12 protein-coding genes are annotated in these 22,775 nt (G+C 73.0%); 5 read left to right on the top strand and 7 right to left on the bottom strand.

Annotated elements, in window-relative coordinates:
• Positions 1-125: 125 nt before the first annotated feature.
• The 3 genes from ABFX54_RS05690 (at position 126) to ABFX54_RS05680 (ending at position 2,067) form a co-directional block, all read left to right on the top strand.
• Entirely contained in the window at positions 126-329 is a 204-nt protein-coding gene (locus ABFX54_RS05690) for a hypothetical protein (protein ID WP_346101978.1), read from the top strand.
• Between the two features lie 92 nt (positions 330-421).
• Positions 422-1,144: a class I SAM-dependent methyltransferase gene (locus tag ABFX54_RS05685; RefSeq protein WP_346101977.1), complete on the top strand. Its 723-nt coding sequence runs from the start codon at positions 422-424 to the stop codon at positions 1,142-1,144.
• Positions 1,144-2,067 carry an NAD(P)/FAD-dependent oxidoreductase gene (locus ABFX54_RS05680; protein WP_346101975.1) on the top strand — a complete coding sequence of 308 codons (924 nt, stop codon included), beginning with the start codon at positions 1,144-1,146 and terminating at the stop codon, positions 2,065-2,067. The genes ABFX54_RS05685 and ABFX54_RS05680 overlap by 1 nt, the downstream gene beginning before the upstream one ends.
• Before the next feature lie 28 nt (positions 2,068-2,095).
• Here the strand turns inward: ABFX54_RS05680 and ABFX54_RS05675 are convergent, their stop codons facing one another.
• From ABFX54_RS05675 to ABFX54_RS05645, 7 genes are read right to left on the bottom strand one after another with little or no spacing between them, the layout of a single operon-like run.
• A complete protein-coding gene (locus tag ABFX54_RS05675; RefSeq protein WP_346101973.1) occupies positions 2,096-4,588 on the bottom strand; it encodes a methyltransferase in 2,493 nt (830 codons plus the stop codon).
• The gene (locus ABFX54_RS05670) at positions 4,575-5,969 is read right to left on the bottom strand and encodes an ABC transporter ATP-binding protein (RefSeq protein WP_346101972.1); all 1,395 of its coding nucleotides are present in this window, start codon (positions 5,967-5,969) and stop codon (positions 4,575-4,577) included. The genes ABFX54_RS05675 and ABFX54_RS05670 overlap by 14 nt, the downstream gene beginning before the upstream one ends.
• A 26-nt stretch (positions 5,970-5,995) precedes the next feature.
• The gene (locus tag ABFX54_RS05665) at positions 5,996-6,787 is read right to left on the bottom strand and encodes an ABC transporter permease subunit (protein WP_346101971.1); all 792 of its coding nucleotides are present in this window, start codon (positions 6,785-6,787) and stop codon (positions 5,996-5,998) included.
• Positions 6,784-7,719 carry an ABC transporter permease gene (locus tag ABFX54_RS05660; RefSeq protein WP_346101970.1) on the bottom strand — a complete coding sequence of 312 codons (936 nt, stop codon included), beginning with the start codon at positions 7,717-7,719 and terminating at the stop codon, positions 6,784-6,786. Before ABFX54_RS05660 ends, ABFX54_RS05665 begins: the two co-directional genes overlap by 4 nt.
• 1 nt (position 7,720) lies before the next feature.
• Positions 7,721-9,262 carry an ABC transporter substrate-binding protein gene (locus tag ABFX54_RS05655; RefSeq protein WP_346101968.1) on the bottom strand — a complete coding sequence of 514 codons (1,542 nt, stop codon included), beginning with the start codon at positions 9,260-9,262 and terminating at the stop codon, positions 7,721-7,723.
• A 2-nt stretch (positions 9,263-9,264) separates the two neighbouring features.
• Positions 9,265-15,699 (bottom strand): SDR family NAD(P)-dependent oxidoreductase, encoded by a 6,435-nt coding sequence (locus tag ABFX54_RS05650; RefSeq protein ID WP_346101967.1) that lies wholly within the window; start codon positions 15,697-15,699, stop codon positions 9,265-9,267.
• Positions 15,696-19,484: a non-ribosomal peptide synthetase gene (locus ABFX54_RS05645; RefSeq protein ID WP_346101966.1), complete on the bottom strand. Its 3,789-nt coding sequence runs from the start codon at positions 19,482-19,484 to the stop codon at positions 15,696-15,698. The genes ABFX54_RS05650 and ABFX54_RS05645 overlap by 4 nt, the downstream gene beginning before the upstream one ends.
• Before the next feature lie 115 nt (positions 19,485-19,599).
• Here ABFX54_RS05645 and ABFX54_RS05640 point away from each other — a divergent pair, with 115 nt between their 5' ends.
• Both ABFX54_RS05640 and ABFX54_RS05635 read left to right on the top strand, forming a co-directional pair.
• Positions 19,600-20,724, top strand: coding sequence for a class I SAM-dependent methyltransferase (locus tag ABFX54_RS05640; RefSeq protein ID WP_346101964.1), 1,125 nt, complete (start codon positions 19,600-19,602; stop codon positions 20,722-20,724).
• Positions 20,725-20,738: 14 nt separating this feature from the next.
• Entirely contained in the window at positions 20,739-22,682 is a 1,944-nt protein-coding gene (locus ABFX54_RS05635) for a phosphopantetheine-binding protein (RefSeq protein ID WP_346101963.1), read from the top strand.
• The last annotated feature ends 93 nt before the right edge of the window (positions 22,683-22,775 follow it).

The raw sequence follows: 22,775 nt of genomic DNA, 5'->3' as shown, positions 1-22,775 counted from the left end.
CAGAACGTACGCTTCGTCCAGGCTGACGCGACCACGTGGAAGCCTCACGACGGCCACCCGTACGACGTGGTGCGAGGAGCGGCTGGGCGCCTGGCTGATCGCCCGCGGGGCTGACCGAGGTGAAGGTGACCCGCGCCCCGCTGCACCTCCCCCTGGACGCCGCGCTCGCCTGGCAGGTGGCGCTGGGCAGCGGCTTTCGCGGCATGCTCGCCGGGCTGCGGGATTCCGCCGTCGAACGGGTGCGCACGACCCTCGCGCAGCTTCTCGCCGAGCGGAAGATGGCCGAGCTGGACGCCACCTCCCTCATCGGGTCGGGCCTGCGCCCATGACGGGCGGCAACGCGGGCTCTTGACGGCTGCTTCCTCGTGTCCGTAATCTCACAAAATGATTATGATTATCACTCTAATTCGAGAGGGTGCGCGTGGCCGACGAGTATGAACGATCAGCGGAGTTCATCGATGTGATGATCGCGCCGCACTGGGCGGTCCTGGGGCCACCGCTGGAAGAGGCGTTATGCGGCGTCACCGATCCGGTGGTGGACGTCGGGGCCGGTGGAGGACACGGCACCCGGATGATCGCCAAGGCGTGTGATGGAGAGATCGTGGCGGTCGAGCCGTCACCGGGTCTGCGGTCCGTCCTGATGGCCCGGGTGAACGAGGCCGCCGAACTGCGTGACCGGGTGACCGTGCTGCCGGAAGGCCTGCTCGACGCCGGCCTGCCGCACCGGCTCGGCGCCGTCGTCGCCATGAACGTCCTCGGCCACTTCCCCCCCGCCGACCGGCAACGCATCTGGGCCCTGCTCGCCGAGCGCCTCGTGCCCGGCGGCCGGGCGGTGCTCAACCTGCAACCCCCCACCGAACCGGCGGCGGTGCCGCAAACCCGGTCCGCCGACCTACGCCTGGGGAGACGCCGCTACGAGGGCTGGGCCCGCGCCGAACCCGCCGGTCCCGACCGCGTCACCTGGCACATGACCTACCGCACCCACCACGACGACCAGCTCGTCGGCGAGGTGACCGCGGCCTACGACTGGTGGGTCCTCGACGAGCGACAGCTCACCGCGGAGCTCGCCCGGTACGACCTCAAGCCCGTTCGCACCGGCCCCGCCGAACTCGGCATGTACCTCATCAGCAGAGGAGACGCGTGATGTACGAAGTGATCGTGGTCGGCGGCGGGCCGGCAGGGCTCAGCGCGGCGCTGGTGCTGGGCCGCCAGCGCCGCCGCGTCCTGGTGGTGGACGCCGGGCAACCCCGCAACGCGCCCGCCGCGGAGATGCACATGTACCTCGGTAGGGACGGCGGGTCCCCTGCGCGCCTGCTGTCAGACGGGCGCGCGGAGCTCGCGGTGTATCCGACGGTGGAGTTCCGACAGGGACGCGTGACCTCAGTGGCAGGTGAGTCGGGTCGCTTCACGGTGATTCTGGCGGACGGGGAACGCGTCGAAACGTCACGCCTGATGCTGACGAGCGGACTGACCGACCAGCCTGCCGATGTTCCCGGGCTGGCTGAGCGGTGGGGTAAGAGCGTCTACCACTGCCCCTTCTGCCACGGTTACGAAACGAACGGCAAGGTGCTCGCCGTCATTGGCAACGGCGCCGACGCGATGCTGGCGGCCTACGTCGCCGACCGCTACAGCGACGACGTGGTCCTGTGCACGAACGGTCCTGCCGCCATGCCGGAGCCCGTCGCCGAAGTCGTCAAGGCCCGCGGCATCCCGGTGAAGGAGACGCCCCTCACGGGCATCGACGGCGAGCTGGACGCGCTGACCCTGCGGTTCGCCGATGGGACGGCTCTGACACGCGAGGCCGTCTACCATCGCGCCCCCACCCGGCCGAACACCGAGCTGGCTGTACAACTCGGCTGCGAGCTGCTGCCGGACGGCTGTGTCAAGGTGGACGAGTACGGCCGGACCGGCGTCGCCGGTGTCTACGCGGCCGGCGACGCCGCCCATCTGAAGGCCGTGCCGGATCCGGTGACACTGGTGGGCCCGAGCGCCGCCGACGGCGTACGGGCGGCCGTGTGGCTGGAGCAGGAACTGTTCCGTGCGGGGCTGCCGGTGGCGCTAGGTTGAACGGAGGGGCGGGAAACCGCCCCTCCGTTCAGAGCTTCGCTGCGACGAACAGGTGCTGAGCCGGGGCAGCCAGCGGCGAGGCGGCTCCCGGCAGTTCCAAAATCGGGCGCAGTCCTGCCTCGGCCAGTTCCGCCGGCAACTCCCGCCCGGTGAAGAAGACACGGCCCCTGCCGCCGCGCCGGTCGCCCATGCCGAGGTCCGGCTGACCCTCGCGCGGGGACATCAGGAACTGCATCGTGGCGAGCACTAGGTAGTGCTCGCGAATCGCCTCAGTCACCACCACCAGGCCACCCGGCGCCAGCAGTTCCCCGATCCAGCGCAGCGACCGGCCCGCGTTCCGCGCGCAGTGCAGGACGTTGGCCGCGATCACCACATCGACGCCGCCGCGTCGTGCTCCCTGGGCGACGAGATCGGCGTTGATGTCCAGCAGCGCGTAGCGCAGCCGGTCGCCGAACCGGTCCTTGGCCGCCATGGTGAAGAATCGCGACACGTCGGAGAACAGGTAGTCCACCTCCGAGTTCCCGAGCCCGTCCAGCGCGGCCATGGTGCTTCCTCCGGCTCCCCCGCCGAGTTCCACGACACGTAGCGGCCTCGCCCGAGTGCCCGCGGCGCGGGCGAGGACGTGCCCAAGGGCGGCGTTCAGGTAGGTGTTGCTGACGTTGTGCTGGTCCTTGCTGAGCGAGGTGAGCAGGTCGCCATCGGGAAAGAGCAGCGCCTGGGCCGGGATCTCGTCCCGCAGCAGCTCGGGCAGGTGGGTCAGGGCGGTGCGGAAGAAGACCGCCATCTCGTCGGGGTAACCGAGCGCGGCGCAGGCGCGTGCAAGGTCGTCCCCGTCGTCCCGGGCTCGGTCCGGAACGGCCGTGACCTCGTACCGGCCGCCGGAGTCACGTCGCAGGAGCCCTTCCGCGCTGAGGACCTCCAGCCAGCGTCTGACGATCCATTCATGCCGTGGCGCCGTGCCGAGTGCCGCGATGAGATCCTCGGCCGTCCGTGAGACCCTCTGGGGCAGGACACCGCTCATCAGGGTGACCAGTGCCCGCAGGGCGATCTCGTCGAAGGTCCGGATGGCGTGCGGGAGGTGCGCCAGCGCAGGGTCGGGCACCGGTTCCGCCGCCTGATCGGCGGGCAGGCGCGCTCCCGTTCTGCCGGTCCGCGCGAGCGCGAGGCGTCCGGCTCGGTCGGCTTCCGCGGCATCCTCGGCCAAGCTGATGGTGTCCCGGCCCGCGCCGTCGGGAATCCGCGCGGCCAGCTCCCCGGGAACCGGCAGTCCGGCGCGGCGGAGCTCTCGCCTGGCCACCTCGACGAGCCTCGCGCGGGCGAAGGCGCCCAGCGGCTCGTGTGGCCTGCCCACCCCGGCCAGCGAGTCGACGGGCATGGCGGCGGCCCAGGCGGGCGCCGCGACCTGCAGAAGCGTCGGGTCGGCGGGATCAAGGAGCACGGCGCTGCCGGTGCCCTCCAGCATCGAACGCAGGCTCGTCCCCGACTCCGCTCCCGGAACGGGCCGGAGCAAGCCGTTGGGAATGCCCGTCACCCGGACGGGATCGTCCCCGGCCGCCAGCGCGGCCAACGCAGCCGCCCGGTCGGGTCCCAGCTCGTTCCAGGCGTGCACGGTGGCCGCGGGGCTCGCCGGCGCGTCCACGTGCAGCACGGCGTCGAACCGGTACCGGGTCAGCTCGGTGTCGGCTGTCAGAGTCTTGGCGTGGAAACTGATGGTGACCCGCCTGTTCGTGCCCGCGGCAACGGCGGCCAGCGTCGCCGGGTCGAAGAGCAGCTCGGTGTCGGCTGCGGCCCGCTGCTCGGCCGCGTCCGCCGTCGGTTCCAGGCGGCGGCAGTGCTCCCCGAGCAGCCCGGAGTGACGTACGTCGCCGACGATCACGACTCCTCCGGGGGCCACGGCGTCGATCGCGTCGCGAAGCACGGCCGCCAGGTACGCCACGCTCGGGAAACACTGGGTGACGGAGTTGAGCAGCACGCAGTCGGGCCGTTCGCCGAGGCCGGCCAGGGCGGACCGGACCGCCTCGCCGTTGATCTCGTGCGCCGCGGCTCGGACCACCTTGACGCCGGGCAGCCCGAGCGCGTCGAGGCGGGCCACGACCGGCTCGGCGATGTCGGTCCCCACGTAGCCCTTGAGGTGAGGGTGGAGGCGGTGCAGCAGCATCCCGGTTCCGCAGCCGAGTTCCACTACCTGGGAGGGCCGGTGCTGGAGCACGAGCTCGGCGGTGCGGTCGGCCCATTCCGCCATGTGCTCGGCGGGCAGCGGCTTGCCGGTGTCCGTGGCCCGCCAGCCGGACAGGTCCAGGTCCGGCCGGTTGGTGTCCCGGCCGGAACGGTAGGTCCAGTCGTAGACCTCGCCCCAGTGTTCGAGGTGCTCGGCCACCAGGTCGCCCAGGACGGGCAGATGTCCGGGTTCGTGTCGTACGGTCAGCGTCGTGGGCTCGGCGGTGACCGCGAGGCCGCCGACGCCGGTGTGGTCGACCCGGGCGATCCACGGGTGGGCGAGCAGGAGTTCATCGGGCGTCAACGGGAGGCCTCCGATCGTCGTGGTGGGCATGGGAGTGGCGCAGCCGACCTTCCTCGATCCGCAGCACGCGGTCGGCGCGGGCGGCCACGAGGGGGTCGTGGGTCGCCGTCAGGACCGCCAGTCCGGTCTCGCGGCGCAGCGTGTCGATCAGGTCGAGGACGAGGTCGGCGGTCCGGTCGTCGAGGGCGGCGGTGATCTCGTCGGCCAGCAGGACGGCCGGGCCGCCGGCGAGTGCCCTGGCGAGCGCGGCTCGCTGACGTTGCCCGCCGGACAGCGCGGCCGGATGGCGGCGCGCCAGTTCCCGCGGCAGGCCGACGGCGGCCAGCAGCCGGAAGGCCTCCGCACGGGACTCCTGCCGGGACAGTCCGCGCAGCGTACGCAGGGGACGAAGGAGTGCCGCTCCGACCGTGCGCGCCGGGTTGAGCGCGTCCATGGGGTTCTGGCCGACGAGAGCGAGCGAGCGCAGTGCGGCCGCATCGCGGTCCGCCACCGCCCAGGAAAGCGGTTCGCCGAGCGCGGTGGCGTGGCCGTGCTCGGCAGGGTGCAGTCCGGCCAGCGCGCGCAACAGCGTGCTCTTGCCGCTGCCGGACACGCCGAGCCCGGCCACGGACTCCCCCGCCGTCACCGTGAGGCCGGCGTCCGAGAGCAGCTGCGCGCCGCCGGGCTGCTGCGCGAGTGTCAGCCCGCGTACCCGCAGTGTCACCGTCGAGTTCCCGGCCACGTGCCGGCGGTCGCGCACGGCGGGGCGGGCCTGGCCCCGTTGCGCGCCCAGCCGTACGACGTGGTCTGCGATCTCGCTCACCACGCCCATGTCGTGCGAGACGACGAGCGTCACCGACCGACCATCGCCACGCCGGCGGCGTACCAGGTCCAGCGCGAGGCCGAGCGCGGAGGGGTCCAGCGCGCTGGTGGGTTCGTCGAGGACGAGCAACTCCGGATCGGCCGCCAGAGCTCGGGCGAGCGCCACGCGTTGTGCCTGGCCACCTGAGAGCTGGTGCGGGCGACGGTGACCGATGGCGGCCGGGTCCAGGCCGACCCCGGCGAGCGCCCGTTCCGCACCGCTCACCCGTGCGGCTCTGGGCAGCGCCTCTCCCACCGACGCCCGCGCGTCCATCAAAGGATGCAGCGCCGAGGCCGGGTCCTGGCCGAGGAATCCGACGGTCCGCCGCCGCCAGCGCCGTGGCGCCCGTACGGGAGCCCCGTGCCACTCGATCACGCCGGCCGTACGCGTCAGCCCATCGGGGAGCGCACCCAGCACGGCGCGCAGCACGGTCGTCTTGCCGGATCCGGACGGGCCCGCCAAGGCCAGCACCTCTCCTGGGGCGACGCGCAGGTCCAGCCCGTCCACGATGACCATCCCCAGCCTGTCGGCGACGGTCAAAGCCCGGACAGTCAGCCCCTGCCCGCTCACGAGGCGCCGTCCCGGCTGGTCAGGGCGTGCGACAGAGCCGCGACGCTGCCTGTCAGGACCGCCAGGGCCAGAGCGGGCACGGTCGTCGCCGCGGGATTGAGGCCGAGGCCCGGCAGGTTCTCGCGCAGCATGGCCGCCCAGTCCGGCGCCGGAGGTGCCGGCCCGAAACCGAGCACGTTGAGGGCGACGGCGAGTTGCACGGACAGCACGAACCGCTGGGCCAGGTCGGCGCCCACGATCCCGGCGTGCGCCGGGAGGACTTCGCGTATCAGGACGGATCCTGCACGTTCCCCGCGCGACAACGCCGCCTCGGCGTATCCCGCGTACCTGGCCCCCGCCGTGGCGTCGGCGACCACACGCAAGGTCAGCGGCGTACCGCCGAGGACAGTGCCGACGATCACCGCCGCCGGTCCTGGCAGGGCGACCACCGCGAGCAGCGCGAGCAGCAGGAGAGGCAGCGCCAGCAGCAGGTCCGCTGTCGCGGTGACGGCTCGTGAGAGCCGGCCGCGGTTCCATCCGGCCCAGAGCCCACCTGTGACACCCAGGGCCGAGGCGATTAGGGCGGCGGCCAGCGCGGTCAAGGTCAGGTCCTGCCCGCCGGCCAGGACCCGGGACAGCACGTCGCGGCCCAATCCGTCGGCGCCCAGGGGCATACCGGGGGCGGGCCCCGACCACGGTGGCGCCCCGATGGCCGCCGGGTCATGCCTGGCCAGCGTCCGGCCGCCGAGCGCCACCAGGACGGCGGCGCCCGCCGATGCGGCGAGGATCAGCGCGGTGCGGCGCCTCACGAACGGGCCGCCCTGGGCGCGACCGCGTCGGCGACGAGCAGCCCGGTGACCACGACGGCCGCGGCGAGCAGGGCGACGCCCTGGACGACGGGCACGTCCCTGGTCGAGATGGCGGTCACCAGCAGCTCACCCAGCCCGGCCAGGCCGAACAGGATCTCCACCACCGCGGTTCCCGCTACCAGCCCGCCGAGGAGCACCGCGAACAGGCGGGTGGCGGGCGCGGCGATCACCGGCAGCACGTACCGGAGCAGGACCGCGGTGGGTGACACACCGCGGAGTTCCGCGTCGCGCACGTACGGCTTGGCGACCACGTCGGCGATCGCCCCGCGCAGGAGGGCGGCGCCGTATGCGGCGGTCGGCAGCGCCAGCGCGAGAACGGGAAGCACGAGCAGGTTCGGCTGGTGCCACGGCGGTTCTCCGGCCGGCAGCATCGACACCGGAGGGAACACCGGCCACGCCGCCGACAACCAGGCGACGAATGCGGCGGCCACCACGGCCTGGGGCAGCGCCGCACAGGTGAGGATCAATGTGGTCACGGCCGGCCGCAGCCATCTGGGCCCGCGTACGGCGGCCCAGGCCAGGGCCGTCGTGAGCGGGATGCTGAGCGTCAGCGCCGCCACGGCCAGGGCCAGAGTCACCGCGACCCGCTCGGCGACCAGCTCGGCGACCGGCCGGCCGGTGATGAGCGAGACGCCGGGCTCGCCGGTCAGCACTCCCGACAGCCAGTCCAGGTAGCGGACGGGCAAGGGACGATCCAGCCCCTGCTCGGTGCGCAACCGGGCGAGTTCCTCGGCGGTGGCGCGGCCGCCGCCGAGGACGTCGGCCGCGTCGCCGGGCAGCGCCGCCGTGCACAGGAAGATCACCATGGAGGCGGCGGCCAGCAGCAGCGCCGCTCTGACCAGCGCGCCGACCGGCCGTGGCAGCTGGAGCACGTCAGCCGCCCAGGCTCACCTGGTCGATGAACGCCGAGGCGAAGCCGATCCCCTCGGGCACGCCGCTCAGCTCCGCCTTCGCCAGATCGAGCCGGTCGCTCAGTGCCCAGATCGCGTAGCCGCCCTGGTCACGGAGCTTGGCCTGCAGGTCCGCCAGGAGGGAGCTCCGCTTGGCGTCGTCCGGCTCGGCCAGCGCCTCGTCGAGGCCGGCGAACCACGCGGGATCCTTCCAGGCCGTCTCGTTGGTGGGCGAGCCGGGCGTGAGCGCCACCCTGACCACGTCGAGGAAGGGGATGCCGCCCAGGTAGCTGAGGTAGAACGGCTTGCGCCCGTAGATCTCGGAGAAGTACGTGTCCGCCGGCTCCAGGCTGACCTCGGCCCGGATCCCGATGCCGGCGAGCTGCTGGGAGATCAGGGTCGCGGCGCTGTCCATGCCCGGGTAGGCGGTGGTGGTGTGCAGGGTGAGATCGACGCCGCCGGCCAGTCCCGCGTCGGCCATGAGCTTCTTGGCCCGGTCGAGGTCGCGGGCGCGCTGGGGCAGGTCCGCCGGGCTGGAGGAGTCCTTGGGGGTGATGAGGTCGTTGCCGACCTGGCCGTACCCGAGGAAGACGGTGTCGAGGAGCTGCTTGCGGTCCAGCGCGAGCCGGACGGCCTCACGGACGCGGTGGTCGTCGAAGGGTTCGGTGTCCATCCGCATGACCAGGGGGTACAACGTGGCGCCGGGCCTGCGGAGCAGGCGTACCGCGCTGTTGCCCTCCTGCTGCTTGGCCAGTGTGGCGGGCACGCCTCCGGCCAGATCCACCTGGCCGGACAGCAGAGCTTGAGCGCGCGCCTGGGGGTCGGGAACCGCGCGCACCTCGATGAACCTGGACGGCGGCTGGGGCCCCCACCAGTCGTCGTTCCGCTCGTACACGACCGCCTGTGCCCCGCCCTTGGCGGTCGGGCGGAACGGGCCGGAGCCGGGCACCGGCTTGCCGAAGTCGTCACTGCCTTCCGGCACCACGAAGGTGGCGCCCTCCAGCGCCCTGCCCACCTCGGCGTAAGGCTTCTGGGTCACCAGCTCGAAGGCGCTGTCATCGATCACCTTGGAGGCATCGAGGTCGAACATGGCCATGCGGCCGAAGTTCTCCGCCGCCTTCTCGCCCATGCGGCGCAGCGAGAAGAGCGCGTCGGCGGCCTTGACCGGACGGCCGTCGGAGAACTTCGCGTCGTCGCGGATGGTGATCCGCCATTTGGTCAGGGTCTTGTCGGGCTGCCATTCGGTCGCCAGGCGCGGCTGCGTGGAGCCGCCGGCGCCCGGGACGGTGAGGACGTCGTAGGTCAGGGCCATCCTGACCATGTCGCTCTCCCCGGGCAGCAGGCCGTGCGGGTCGGTGACGGCGTTGGAAGGGGAACCGGGCGCCGCGTAGCGCACGGTGTCACTCGCCGCCGCCGGAGAGCCGGCGGGGGCGGGAGCGGCTGCGGGTGCGTGGCCGGCGCAGCCCGCCAGGACGGCGACCGCGGTGACGACCGCCGCCGTCGAGCGGCGGAACTGGGAGTGCATGGTTACCTTTCGCGAAGTCGCGCCAGCGCGGGGTCGAGCGCGGCGTTGATCAAATCGGCGACGGCGGGCAGCACCGGAGGATGCAGCAGGCCGTAGTGGTGGGCGTCGACACCGGCGGACTGGACCACTCCGGCCAGGTGGCGTCCCCAGCCGAGGTCGGGCCGGCCCGGCGGGGTGTCGTCGACGCCCATTCCGATGCCGGAGTTACGGGGAGAAGGGCGATCTGCCCTGATCAGCAGGGTTGTCGTGTCCGGATCTGGCAGGTATCGCGGGGTGTGGGCGGCCAGCGCGCGCAGGTGCCTGGCGAACACCCCCAGACGCGCGGCCAGGTCCTCGCCCCGGCCCAGCAGCCGGTGCCCGCGCAGGCGGTCGGCCACCGCGGTCATGCGCCGTTCCGGGGGTACGGCGGCCAGCGCGGCGCCGGCGTCCAGGTCGATGCCGAGATACGCCTCCAGAGCGTGCAGATGCCGGAGCGCGACCTGCCAGGCGATCTCCTCGGCGTCACGGCCGGGGACGTCGCGGATCAGCGCCGGATCGTTGGAGTCGAGCATCACCAGCAGGGCGGTGCGCCGGCCGCTCGCGTGCAGTTGCCGCGCCATTTCCTGGGCTACCGTGCCGCCCATGGACCAGCCGCCGAGCAACCACGGGCCTGGGCCGCCGGCCGCGTCGATCGCCGCTAGGTACTGCCCGGCGATGCCCTCGACGGTCTCGGGGCCCGGCCCGGCCGCTCCCGCCAGTTCGGGATCGGCCAGCGCGACCACGTCCACCCGAGGATCCAACAGCCGGGACAGTTCGGCGTAGCAGAGCACGTCGCCACCTGAAGGGTGGGCAAGATACAGAGTGGGCCTGGGGACACCACGGGACTCGGCGCGCAGCGGCAGCACGATGTCGCGCACGCAGGCCCGCACCCTGTCCGGCACGGTGGTGATGGGGGCCTGTGGGGGCCGGCCATCGGTCCACGTGGCCGGTTTCTCCGCCAGGTCCCGCACCTGTGCGGCGTGCTCGGCGATCACGGCGTCCAGTTGGTCGGCGGGCAGGACGCCCTCAAGCGCGTCCCATTGCAGCCGCAACTCGCCGTCGTGCTCCAGCACCTGGTGGTCGAGCCAGGTCTGCGGGGTCTGGGAGAGCGCGTACACCTGCTCACCGGCCCATTCCAGGGCCTCTTCCCCCTCCAGCATGTCGGCGATGCCGAGCGCGCTGGTGAACACCACGGGCACCGGGCGTACCTCACCCGTTCTGGCCGCCTGCTCGGTGAGCACGTCCAGGGCGGAAAAGCCCCGGTGGTCCAGGTCGTCGAACATCCGAGCCTGGGTGGCAGCCGCCCGTTCGGCGAAGCTGGCGGCGGGCGTGGCCGGCACCTCGTGCAGCAGCAGCGAGGTGAAGTCACCGACGACCCGGTTGACGTGCGGGTGAATGGGCGGCCGATCGAAGAGGGTCAGCGTCACGCAGAAGCCGGCCGACCCCGCCCAGCGAGACAGCACGTCGGTGTAGACGGTCAGCAGCACCGCCGCCGGGGTGACCCGGTGACGAGCGGCGGCCGCCCGCAACGCGGCCCACGCGTCGCCATCCAGCCGTGCGGCACGCCGCACGAAGCGGGGCGCCGCGCCGGCCGGGTCGCCGACCGGGAGGCGGGGCGGGCCAGGAAGCGTGTCGAGCCGTTCTCTCCAGTAGAGAGCGGCACGCTCGTCCTGCCGTTCCAGCGCGGCCACGCAGTCCGCCGGGTGAAGGTCGAGTCGCGGCAGGGCGGCGTCCGGGTCCCGGTAGAGGGTGCGCAACTCGGACTCGATGATCCACCAGCTCGCAGCGTCGCAGACGAGCACGTCGACCCCGATGAACAATCGCACCACGCCGCCGGGCAGCCGGGCGGCCTGGATCTGCGCCAGCGGCCAGCGGTCGGGCGGCCCGGGTCTGGTCGACAGGCGCTCCCGCAGGGCGGCCAGCCGCTCCGCTCTGCGCTCCTCCGTCGTCGAGCTCAGATCGTGCACCCGGATCCGGTACCGCGGCAGGCTTTCCAGCACACGGAACTCCCCCTCGGGGGTGGTCACGGCGCGCAGCATGGGATGCCGGTCCACGACCCGGTTCCAGGCTCGCTCGTAGCGGCCCAGGTCGAGGCCGGGGCAGTCGTATTCGAGGGAGAAGTGGCAGGGCAGGTCTCCCCAGCGGTAGCCGCCGTCCCGGCCGACCCAGTACGCGTGCTGGACGCGGGTCATCGGGAAGGTGCCGCCGGGATCGGCGGTGAGCCCGGGCGGCAGGTGCTCCGCTGCCGTCCGCTCTCGCGGGCCCGCCGATGCGACGAGTTCGGCGATGCCGGCCACGGTGGGTGAGGCGAGCAGTTCCCGCATTCCGGGCTGGACACCGAAGCGTTCGCCCAGCGCGGCCAGCATGCGAACAGCCAGCAGGGAATGTCCGCCGAGCGAGAAGAAATCGGCGTCCGGATCGGTCACGGGAGTGCCGAACAGCTCGGACCAGACTTTGGCCACCGCCCGCTCGCTCGTATCGAGCCGCGTGGCGTCCCCGGCGGCGGCGACCTGCTTGGGGCGGCCGGCCTCGGCGATCCGCGGGTTGAGGTCGGTCGCCGCGATCATCACGGCGGCGGGCAGGTGGCCGGAGTCCCGGGCTGCCAGGAGCCGGTCCAGCGCATCGGTGCCGGTGGCCGCGTCCAGCGCGCCGGCGAGCACCACGGCCGCCTCCACATTGTCGAGCCCCACCCGCCAGCCGTCCCACACCGCGCTGACCCACTGGGTGGGACCGGTCACGGCACGGGCGAAGGCGTCCATCGCGGCGTTGGCCGCCGCGTAGGGGCCCATGCCGACCCCGCCCACCAGCGTGGTCACCGAGGACATGAGCAGGACGATCCTGGGACGCCTCGCCTCGGGCAGCGCGGCGATGGCGTCCCGGAGCGCCTCGGCACCGCCGAGCTTGGCTCGCACCTGTCCGGTGACCTGCTCGGCTTGCAGGGAGCGCAGGGGGTCCAGCCGCGCCCCGGCGATCACCCCGGCCGCGTGCACGACGAGTTCGAGCGGCCCGTCGGCGGACAGCTCCTGGACCAGTGCTGATGTGGCGGCGGGGTCGGTGGCGTCGCAGACACGGACGTCCACGCCGGCCTCGCCGAACGTCCCGCTCCGCCCGGCCGTGCGCGAGGTGACCACCACCCGGTGGCCACGACCGGCCAGGTGCCTGGCGAACAACTGGCCCACCGCGCCCAGCCCGCCGGTGATCAGCACGGTGCCGAGTGACGGCATCCGCTCGCCTCTGTCGGGCCGCCAGGAAGTCATGCCGCGCCGCCACCGGGTCCCACCGCGCAGGGCCGTCTCGGTTCCCGCCGCTGTCCCGCCCGCCAGCGCGGCGAGCTCGCGGAGCACCGCCCCCGCCTCGGCTCCGGGATCGGCGGGCGTGCCGAGGTCGAGCGTGCCCCACCGCAAGCCGGGCTGTTCCTGGCCGAGTACGCGCGGCAGCACCTTCACAGCCGCCCGGGCCGGATCGGGAGCCGGATCGCCCGCCACCTGTTCGGCGTTCCGTGTGACCAGGAACAGGACCGGCTGCTCAGCCTGTGCGGCCGACACGCCCGCGACGGTGCCGAAGTCGAGGACGGCAGCGGCGACACCGTCGGGAGAGACGTCACCGTCCTCGGTGACCACGACGACCAGCCCCGTCAGCGACTCACCGGCGGCCGGAAGGTCGTCCGCCGCCAGTTCCGCACGCAGCGCATCCGCCAGGGCGCCGGTTCCGGTCACAGCCCATCGGCCCTCGGGCGCCGAGGCCGGCGCGGCCGGGAGGACCTGGCTCCAGACAGGCAGTTGCAGCGGCTCATCCTCGGTGATCTCGGGATGCTCTCCCGGCATGCCCGAGGCCGGCGGATCGATCCACAGGCGGCGGCGCTGGAAGGCGTACCCGGGTGCGTGCACCCGCCGTCTGGCCGGTGCCGACAGTGCGGCCAGGTCCACCGGCGCGCCGTGCGCCCACAAGGTTCCTGCCGTCTGCCGCACTCCTGCGATCTCGGCCTCGTCCGGCGTCATCGTCGTCACGACCGAGCGCACGCCGGGCAGGACGTTCCTGCGGGTCAGCGCCGACAGGGTGGTTCCCGGGCCGACCTCCACGACAAGGGCCTCCCCCTCGTCGCCGACAGCCGCCCGCAGGGCCTGCCCGAACAGCACCGGCTCGCGCAACTGCCGCACCCAGTGGGCGGCCTGGGCCAGCTCTGCGCCGACCGAGGCGCCGGTCACCGTACTGAACACGGGGATGGCAGGGACGCCACCGGCCAGTCCGGCGAGCGCCTTGCCCAGGCCGGGAAGCTCCGGCTCCATCAGCCGGGAGTGCATCGCCGCCGTCACCCGAAGTCTCGTCCCCGCCCGAAGCTCACTGGTCAGCCGGTCGATGGCCGCCGCAGGACCGGACACGACGCAGGCGCCCGGTGCGTTGACGGCGGCGAGGTCGAGCTGGGGATGACGCGACAGCAGCTCGCGGACGTCGCCCTCGCCGAGCGGCACGGCCAGCATCGCGCCGCCACCGGCCGCGCGGGCGGCGGCCGCACAGCGCGCCGCCACCAGCATGGCGGCCTCGGCGATGGGCAGCGCGCCGCCCACCACCGCGGCCGTGCACTCGCCCAGACTGTGCCCGACAAGGGCGTCGGGCCGGACACCCCAGGACTCCAGCAACCGAGCCGCGCCGTACGACACGGCAAAGATGGCCGGCAGCCCGAAGGCGACGTCGCTGACGCGCTCCTCGGCGATCTGCGGGTCCATGGCATCGCGGACGTCGGCGCCGAGCAGCGGGAGCAGCAGGCGTGCGCACTCGTCGACGGCTTCGGCGAAGACCGGCTCGTCCTGATAGAGCGCACCGCCCATGCCGGGATATGCGCTGCCCGCGCCGGGGAAGGCGAACACCACACGCGGGGCGGGGCTGATCGCCTCGATCGGTGACGCCGCGGCGAGCCCGTCCCGCCCCACCCCCGCCACCCGGTAGGCCAGCTCGGAGCGGCCGACCGCCAGTGTGTAGGCCAGGTCGGCCTCGTCAGGGTCCGTCCGGGCCACGAGGACCCTCGCCGTGGCCCTCGCCGCCTCGGGGGTGGCCGCCGATACGGCCAGCAGCTGAGGTCGCCGGTCGGCCGGGACCGGCGGGCGGCGCGGGGCCGGCCCCAGCACGGCATGGCAGTTGGTGCCACCCATGCCGAACGAGCTGACCCCGGCCAGTGAAGGAGTGTCCCATTCCCTGGCCGCCGTGATCACCTCGAACGGCGATCCCTCCAGACCCAGGAGCGGGTTGAGCGGGTGGGCGTGCAGCGTCGGGGGCAGCACGCGGTGATGCACGGCCAGAACGGCCTTGATGAACGAGGCGATACCGGCGGCGGAGTTCGCGTGACCGATGTTGCCCTTCACCGAGCCGAGCCCGCACCACGCCGGGCCGTTGTCCCCGAACACCCGCCGCAGTGCGGCCACCTCGATCGGGTCGCCCAGCGGGGTGGCGGTGCCGTGCGCCTCGATGAGGCCGATCTCACGTGGCGCGACACCCGCGACGGCGAGCGCCTCGGCCACCGCGCGGGCCTGACCGCGCAGGGACGGTGCGGTGAACCCGGCTTTGTCGGCCCCGTCGTTGTTCATCGCCGAGCCGTGCAGCACGGCCAGCACGGGATCTCCATCAGCGAGCGCGTCGGCCAGGCGGCGCAGCGCCACCACGCCGACGCCCTGGCTGTAGACGATGCCGGTGCCCTGCTCGCTGAACGGCCGCACCGTGCCGTCCGCCGCGTACACACCGCCGGCGACGTGCACGTACCCCTGCCCCTGGGGCACGATCAGCGACACCCCTCCGGCGAGGGCGGTGTCGCATTCGCCGGCCAGCAGCGACTGCGCGGCCAGGTGCACGGCGACCAGCGAGGTCGAGCAGCTGGTCGCCACCGCCACCGCCGGCCCGGTGAGGTCGAGCCGGTAGGCCGTCTGCAGGGGCAGGTAGTCGGCCTGCGTCGAGATCGCGGCCTGCAAGCTGCCGAGCGGATCCCGGCCGGCGCCGGTCGGATCCCACCGGCCCGCGAGATTGCTCGCCAGGTAGGCACTCTGCATGGCGCCCGCGAAGACCCCCACCGCGCCCGCGCCGCGCCCGCCGCCGTGGCCGGCGTGCTCCAGCACGTGCCAGGCGCATTCGAGGAACAGGCGCTGCTGGGGGTCGAGGAGAGCCGCCTCGGCGTCACTGAGCCCGAACGGCTCCGGGTCGAAGTCCGCCTGGCCGTCGATGATCCCGCCGACCGGCACGTACCCCGGATGCGTGCGCAGCCGTCCGGGCACTCCGCGCTCGGCCAGCTCGCTCTCGGTGAACCTGGTGAGTCCCGCTCGGCCGTCGCGCAGCAGCTCCCAGTAGGCGTCGGCGTCCGGGGCGCCGGGGAATCGGCAGGCGAGCCCGACGACGGCGATCGGCCCCGGCTCGGTGGTGTCCGGCACGGCGCTCATCCGGCGAGCTCCGCGGCGCGTGCCCGCGCCGCCCGGCGGGCGGCGGCCCGTCCAGCGGCGGGATCGGGTTCGGGTACGGGTCTCGGCCCGGCCTGGGATACCTCCCTGCGGGAGGTGATGAACGCGGCCAGCTCCCGTACGGTCGGCCGGGCGAACAGGTCGACCACAGTGAGTCCCTCGTCCACCTCAGCTCTCAGCGTGCGGTGGGCGAGAACGATGGTCAGGGAGGACGCCCCCAGCCGGAAGAAGGGCGTGGTGACGTCGACCGGTGTCTTGAGCAGCTCGCTGAACACCCGGGCCACGGCCCGCTCCACCTGAGGATCCGGCTCTGCCTGCCCTTGAGCGCGAGGCGACTCGGGAACCGGTGCCGGAAGCGGTTGCGGCTGGGCGGTCGGGGTGATGGTCCGCGCGGTGTCGCCCACGTCGCCTTCCACCACCAATTCCATCACCCCGTCGGCCGACACGGTCAGGCTGAGCCGCAGCCCGCGCGTCACCGTAGCGGTGAACGCGCGTCCGCCGGCTTCCCGCCGATCGGCCGGTGCGGTCTCGGACAGGGCCGGTTCCTGGGCGGGCGGCGCGGCCTCTTCGAACGATCGGTGGTACGGGTCGGCGAGCTCCTTGTAATCGATCTTGCCGTTGTCGGTGATCGGCAACGCTTCCGTGAAGAGGAACCTGTTGGGCACCATGAAGGCGGGCAGGCTGGCCCGCAGCGCCTCTATCAGGTCGTCGTCCGACGGCGGCGCGGCAGGATCCGCAGGCACCACGTGACAGACCAGCCGGGGCCGACCGTCGGGTCCGGGCACCGCGCGAGCCACGGCCTGCCGGACCGCGGGTAGCCGGTCCAGCGTGGCCTCGATCTCACCGAGCTCGATCCGATGCCCGCGGATCTTGACCTGCCGGTCGAGCCGGCCGAGGAACTCGATCGTCCCGTCATACCGCCAGCGCCCCAAGTCACCAGTCCGGTAGAGGCGACGGCGCAGAATCGGGTGCGCGACGAAGCGCTCGGCCGTCTGCGCCGGGTCCCCGACATAACAGCGGGCCAGCCCGTCCCCGCCGATGTGCAACTCTCCCGGCTCACCGACCGGGCAGGGCCGGCCGTGCTCGTCAAGGATGTGAAAGGACTGTCCCCGCAGCGCCCTGCCGTACGGGATGCTCGGCCAGGCGGGCTCGACCTCGCCGATGGGGTGACAGATCGACCAGATGGACGCCTCGGTCGCGCCGCCCAGGCTGACCACTTCGGCATGCGGGGCCAGCGCCCGCAGCCGATCCGGGAGCGTCACGGGGATCCAGTCGGCCGACAGGAACACCAGCCGCAGCGTGGCCAGCGCCCGCCGAGTCGCCTCCAGTTCCAGCTCGGCGTACTCCACCAGCATCTCCAGCAGTGCCGGAGCGGTGTTCCACACGGTGACGCGATGGCGCGCCATCAACTCCAGCCAATGGCCGGGGTCGCGCTGGCGAGAGGCTTCGGGCAGCACCACGGCGCCACCCGAGCCGAGCACGGAGAAGATGTCGTAGACCGAGAGGTCGAAGCTGAACGCGGACAGGGCGAGCACCCGGTCCTCGGCGCCGAGGGGAAAGCGTTCGGCGAGGTCGTCAAGGGTGGTGCGGACCGCACGGTGTTCGATGGCCACACCCTTGGGCCGTCCGGTCGAACCCGACGTGAAGATCGCGTAAGCGAGGTCGTCGGGTTCCGGACGCCGGGACTCGGCCTCGGGGCCGATGAGCCCGCCGTCGCCGTCCAGCCGATGGACAGTGATCTGTTCCGGCCACAGTGTGGCATCGGCCTCCGGGGCGAGCAGTGCGTGCCGGATGGACGCCTGCTCGCACAGCGAGGCCACCCGGCCGGCCGGCCATGACGGTTCGACGGGCACGTATGCCGCTCCGCCGGCGAGCACCCCCAGCAGCCCGGTGACCTGTGCGATGCCCTTGTCCGCCGCCACCGCCACCAGCTCCCCCGGCCTGAGCCCGAGGGCGGCGAGCGCCCGGCCGCTGCGCGCGACACGCTCGGCCACCTCTCCCGCCTGGACGCTGCGCACCGGGTCGAGCAGGGCCGGCGCGGCGGGGTTCCGCGCGGCCGCGGCGCGCAGCGGGTCGTCCAGGAGCGGCCCGGCCTCACCGAACGCCCCGCCCGGCACGTCCTCGTCACGGATGAACGACGGGTCCCAGCCGAGGGCGGGATCGATCCACAGCTCCGGCTCGGTGGCCAACCGCCGCAGCAGGCGGACGTGCGCGGCCAGCATCCCGTCGACGAACCCGTCGGGCAACGCCCCGTCCACGGCGTCCCACGCGATGCGAAGCCGGCCGTCCTCGTCCCACACGATGTGGTCGAGCAGCACCTGCGGCGTCTGCGACACGCCGAAGACCTCCGTGCCGAGCCAGGCCGCGGGCGCCTCCCCCGCCCCCGCCAGCCCGACACCGCTGGTGAAGACCACGGTGTGCGTGGGCAGGGGCAGCCCGGTGGCCGCGTCGGTCACCCTGGGCCGTTCCCCCGCCTCGATCACGGCGCGCAGCGCCTCCATGCCGGAGACGGCCCGATGGTCGAGGTCGGTCCAGAACTGCCGGTTGACGGACGCGGCATAGCCGGCGAAGCCGTACCAGCGGCCCGGGTCCGCCACCGGGATCTCCACCAGGACGGTGCTGGTGAAGTCGCCGACGACGCTCTCCAGGCCGGGGGTGTCGTCGCCGAGCGCGAGGTCGTCCCGATCGAACAGGGTGGTGTTCAGGCAGAAGGGCTCGCGGGCACCCCACCGCTGCAGCACCAGGCCAAAGGCGGCCAGCAGCACCCCGGTCGGGCTCAGCCCGTGCGCCGCACCCTGCTTGCGCAGCTGCGTCCACTCCTCGGCGGACAAATCGGCGGCATGCCGGGTAAGCCGGTGCCCGCTGAACTCCGCCGGGCCCCGGCTCCAGGGCAGCGCCGGCCCGTCCGGCAAGGCGGGCGCACGGCGCGCCCAGTATGCCGCGTCCGTCTCGCGCCGCCGCCGCTCGGCGGGGTCGTCCGATCTGCGCCGTACGAGATCCGCGAAGCCGAGCGGTGGAGCGGGCAGTTCCAGGGCAGGGTCGGCCACGAGCCGGCCCCACTCCCTCATCAGCCGCATCCAGCTCATGAGGTCCAGGGCCAGCACGTCCACACCGACGAACAGCCGGGTCCGGCCGTCCCGCAGCAACGCCGCGCGCAGGTCGAACAGCGGCCAGCGATCGACGGGAAGCACCTGATGGGAGCACTCGGCGCGCAGCCCGTCCAGCGCCTCGGCTGCGGCTTCGGGGGACTCCCCACGCAGGTCGGTCCTCGGGATGACGTACTCGGGAACCTCGTCGAGCACGCGCTGCCGGGCATCGGAGCCGACGACCATCCGCAGCATCGGGTGCCGCCGCACCAGCCGGTTCCACGCGCTCTGCAGCCGGTCGAGATCGGCCTCGGGCGCGCCTTGGGGCGTGCGGTCGTACTCGAAGTAGTAGAAGGTCGCCACTCCGCCGAGCGGGAACGCGGGATCCCGTCCGACCAGGTAGGCGGCCTGGATGGGAGTAAGCGGGAACGACCGCTCCTCTTTGTCCTGCTCTTCGGGCACGACGCCGGCAGCCACCGTGCGGGCGGTGGCGTCGCCGAGGAAGGCGGTCAGCGGCAGATCCAGCTCGGCGTCCTCGAGCAGCCGCCGCCGCAGGCGCACGGCGGTGAAGGACTCCAGGCCCAGGGCAGTGAGCGGGGTGTCGGGATCCAGGTCCGAAGGCCGGAGTTCCAGCACGTCGGCCAGACAGGCCAGTACTTCATCGACGGTGGCGGAACCCAAGGGAGACCCCTTCCACGGAGACTACAGAGCGAAAACGATTTTCATTGCTACACGCCTGAAGGGGTTTTGTCTAGATCTTGAAAATGATTACCGTTATTTCGTACTATCTCGCCTCATGTCGCCACTGAACGACCGAGCGGACCACGCCGGGCACACCGCGATCGCCGGAGCCGCCACCGGCGGCACCGCGGAAGCCGTTCAGGACCTGGACCGGCTGATCCTGCTCGGCATCGTGGCCGACCTGCGCCGACGCACCCGCCTGCGCGACGGCGGACCGCACGATCCCGGCGCGGTCGCGCAAGACCTCGCCGCCGCGCCACGTCATCAGTGGATCGTCGGGCACTGGCTCGCCGCCCTCCACGAGCACGGCATGGTCAGCCGCCACGACGCGGGCGGTTACCACGGACCGCACGCGCCACGCCGGGCCGAACTGGCCGAAGCCCGTGCCCGCATGGAGTCCGCGCGGGCGGCGCTCGGCTACTCCGCCGAACTCGCGGATCTGATGCTGCGGTCGCTGCGAGAACTGCCCGCGCTGTTGCGCGACGAGGTCGGCGTACAGGCACTGCTCTACCCGGACGGCGAGCCCGCCACCGCCGAGGCCGTGTACCGCGGCAACCTGATCAGCCGCTACCTCAACGCCGCCGCGGCCGACGTCCTCAGGGACCTCGCCGAACGAACCGGCCGTCCCCTCCGCATCCTCGAACTGGGCGCCGGCATCGGCGCGACCACCGCCGACCTGCTCCCCGCACTGGACGGCCATCCGGTCGAGTTCTACCTGTTCACCGACCTGTCACCGTTCTTCCTCGACACCGCGCGCCGGCGGTTCGGAGCGGGCTTCCTGCGCTACGCGTTGCTCGACATCGCCCGCGACCTGCCGCACCAGCCGGGAGGGCTGGACCTCGTCGTCGCCGCGACCATGGCGCACAACGCCCCGCACGTCGGCCGGTTGCTCGACCAGATCGCCGCACTGCTGGCGCCCGGCGGCCGGGTGGTGCTCATCGAGACCGTCCGCGAACATCCTCAGTCGCTCACCTCCATGCCGTTCGCGCTGTCCACCGCCGCCGGACCGCCGGAGCGGTACGACGGCCGTGCGGGCACCACCCGCACCTACCTGCGGCGCGAGGAGTGGCTGGCCGCCCTGGAAGACAGCGGGCTGCGCGTCGACGTGGACCTGCCCCGACAGGGAGACCCCCTGACCGCGCTGTCGCAGCGCCTGTTCGTCGCCACCGCTGATCACTGACGATGGGAGTGCCCATGAAGGAACTGGCCGCGATCTGGTCGGAGCTGCTCGACCTGCCACCCGGGGAGATCCCGCACGACACCGGTTTCCTGCGTCTGGGCGGCGACTCGGTTCTCGCGGTGCGCATGTCCGCGCTGGTGCGCAAGCGCCTCGGCGTCGCGCTCGCCCTGTCCGACGTGCGCGTGGACACCACGCTGGGCGAACTGGCCGAGCTCGTCCGGCGGCGCGCGGCCGGTGGCCCCGGGCCCCGGGCCCTGCCGATCACGGTCACCCCGCGCCCGGACCCGCACGCAGAGTTCCCCCTGCTTCCCCTGCAGCAGGGGTATTTCGTCGGTCAGCAGGACGGCTGGGAGCTGTCCTACGACTCGGCTCATTACTACCTCGACTACGCCTTGACCGGTGTCGACGGCGACGAGGCCGCCGACGCGCTCGCGGACGCGATCGAGCGGCTCGCCGCACACCAGCCCACCCTTCGCGCCCGCGTCACCTCCGACGGCCGCCAGCACGTCCTGCCCGCTGACGCGCCCGGCGCCGTACCGCCGGTTCGGGTGTACGACCTGCGCAACGCGGACGCCGGCCAGATCGCCGTCACACTGCGGGACGTACGGCAGGAGATGAGCGCCAACGGCCCCGACCCCGCCCACGGCCCCGGGCTGGACGTGCGGCTGACCTTGCTGCCGGAGGGCGAGGGGCGGCTCCATCTGGGCCTGAGCCTGCTCATCTTCGACGGATGGTCGTCCAGCGTGCTCAGCCGCGACCTGCTCGCCTTCGTCGCCGACTGGAACGCCGCCCTGCCGCCGTTGGAGATCCACTTCGGCGACTACGTGGCCTCGCTCGCCGGCCTGCCCGCGACCGAGGCCTGGCAGGCCGACCGCGACTGGTGGTGGTCCCGCCTGGAAGCGCTCCCCGGCCCGCCCGCCCTGCCGCTGGCCGCCGACCCGCAGCAGGTGCGGCCAGTCACCATGGGCAACCGCGAGCATCGCTGGAGCGCCGATCGCTGGAGCGCGTTGCGACAGCAGTGCACCGGCCGGGGCGTCACCCCGTCGACCGCCATGCTCACCGCGTTCGGCGTGGTGCTGGCCCGCTGGGCCGGACATCGCCGGATGCTGCTGAACTCCCTTCAGCTCAACCGGCTGCCGCTGCACCCCGACGTACAGCGGGTCGTCGGCGCCTTCGCCGCCACCATGCTGCTCCCCCTCGACCTCGGCCCGGCCGCCACGTTCGCCCAGCTCGCCACCGCCGCGCAGGCGACGTCCGGCGAGCACGCGGCGCACAACCTGGTCACCGGTGTGGAGGTCGGCCGGGAGCTGGCCCGCCGCCGCGGCAGCTGGCGTCCGGTCGGGCCGGTGGTGTTCCAGAGCGTGCTCGGCGTCGACGCCGCCATGGGCGGCCGCCCTCCGGAGGACGCGGGACCGCTGGGCCGCGTGGTCGCCTCCGACTACTTCCACCAGCTGCGCACCCCGCAGGTCGCGATCGAGGTGCGCTGCTTCGAGCTGGGCTCCGAGATGGTCGCGGTCTTCTCCCTCGTCGAGGAGCTCTTCGACCCCGACCAGGTGGCGGCGGCCTTCGCCGAGTTCGTCGCCCTGGTGGACGCTCTCGCCGACGGCTCAGGGTGGGACCGGGTGCCGGGTCTACCCGAAGCCGCGGAACCCGAGCCGGACGAGAGCCTGCGTATCGGTCTGCTGCCTGAAACGGCCGTCCGCCACCAGGAAGGACCGCCCGCCGACGACCTGGAACAGGCGGTCGCCGACGTCTTCGAGGAGCTCCTGGAGGTTCCCGTGCTGGACCGCGGCGCCGACTTCTTCGGCCTGGGCGGGGACTCCCTGCTCGCGGTGCGGGCCGTGGTGCGCCTGGCCAAGGAAGCAGGGACGTCCGTTCCGGTACGCGAGTTCCTGGCCGATCCGACGGTGGCCGGGGTGACACTGGCCGTCCGCGCCCGTCTCGGGGACGGACGATGATCGGGCTCCTCGGCGCCACCGGCGCTGTGGGCCGGACGGCCGCACGGCGCATCGCCGCCCACGGCCTCGGCCCGTTGCGCGTGGGCGGCAGGA

The sequence above is a fragment of the Nonomuraea maheshkhaliensis genome, from assembly GCF_039529435.1.
GTDB classification, from domain to species: domain Bacteria; phylum Actinomycetota; class Actinomycetes; order Streptosporangiales; family Streptosporangiaceae; genus Nonomuraea; species Nonomuraea maheshkhaliensis.
This window is presented reverse-complemented; position numbering and strand designations above follow the sequence as displayed.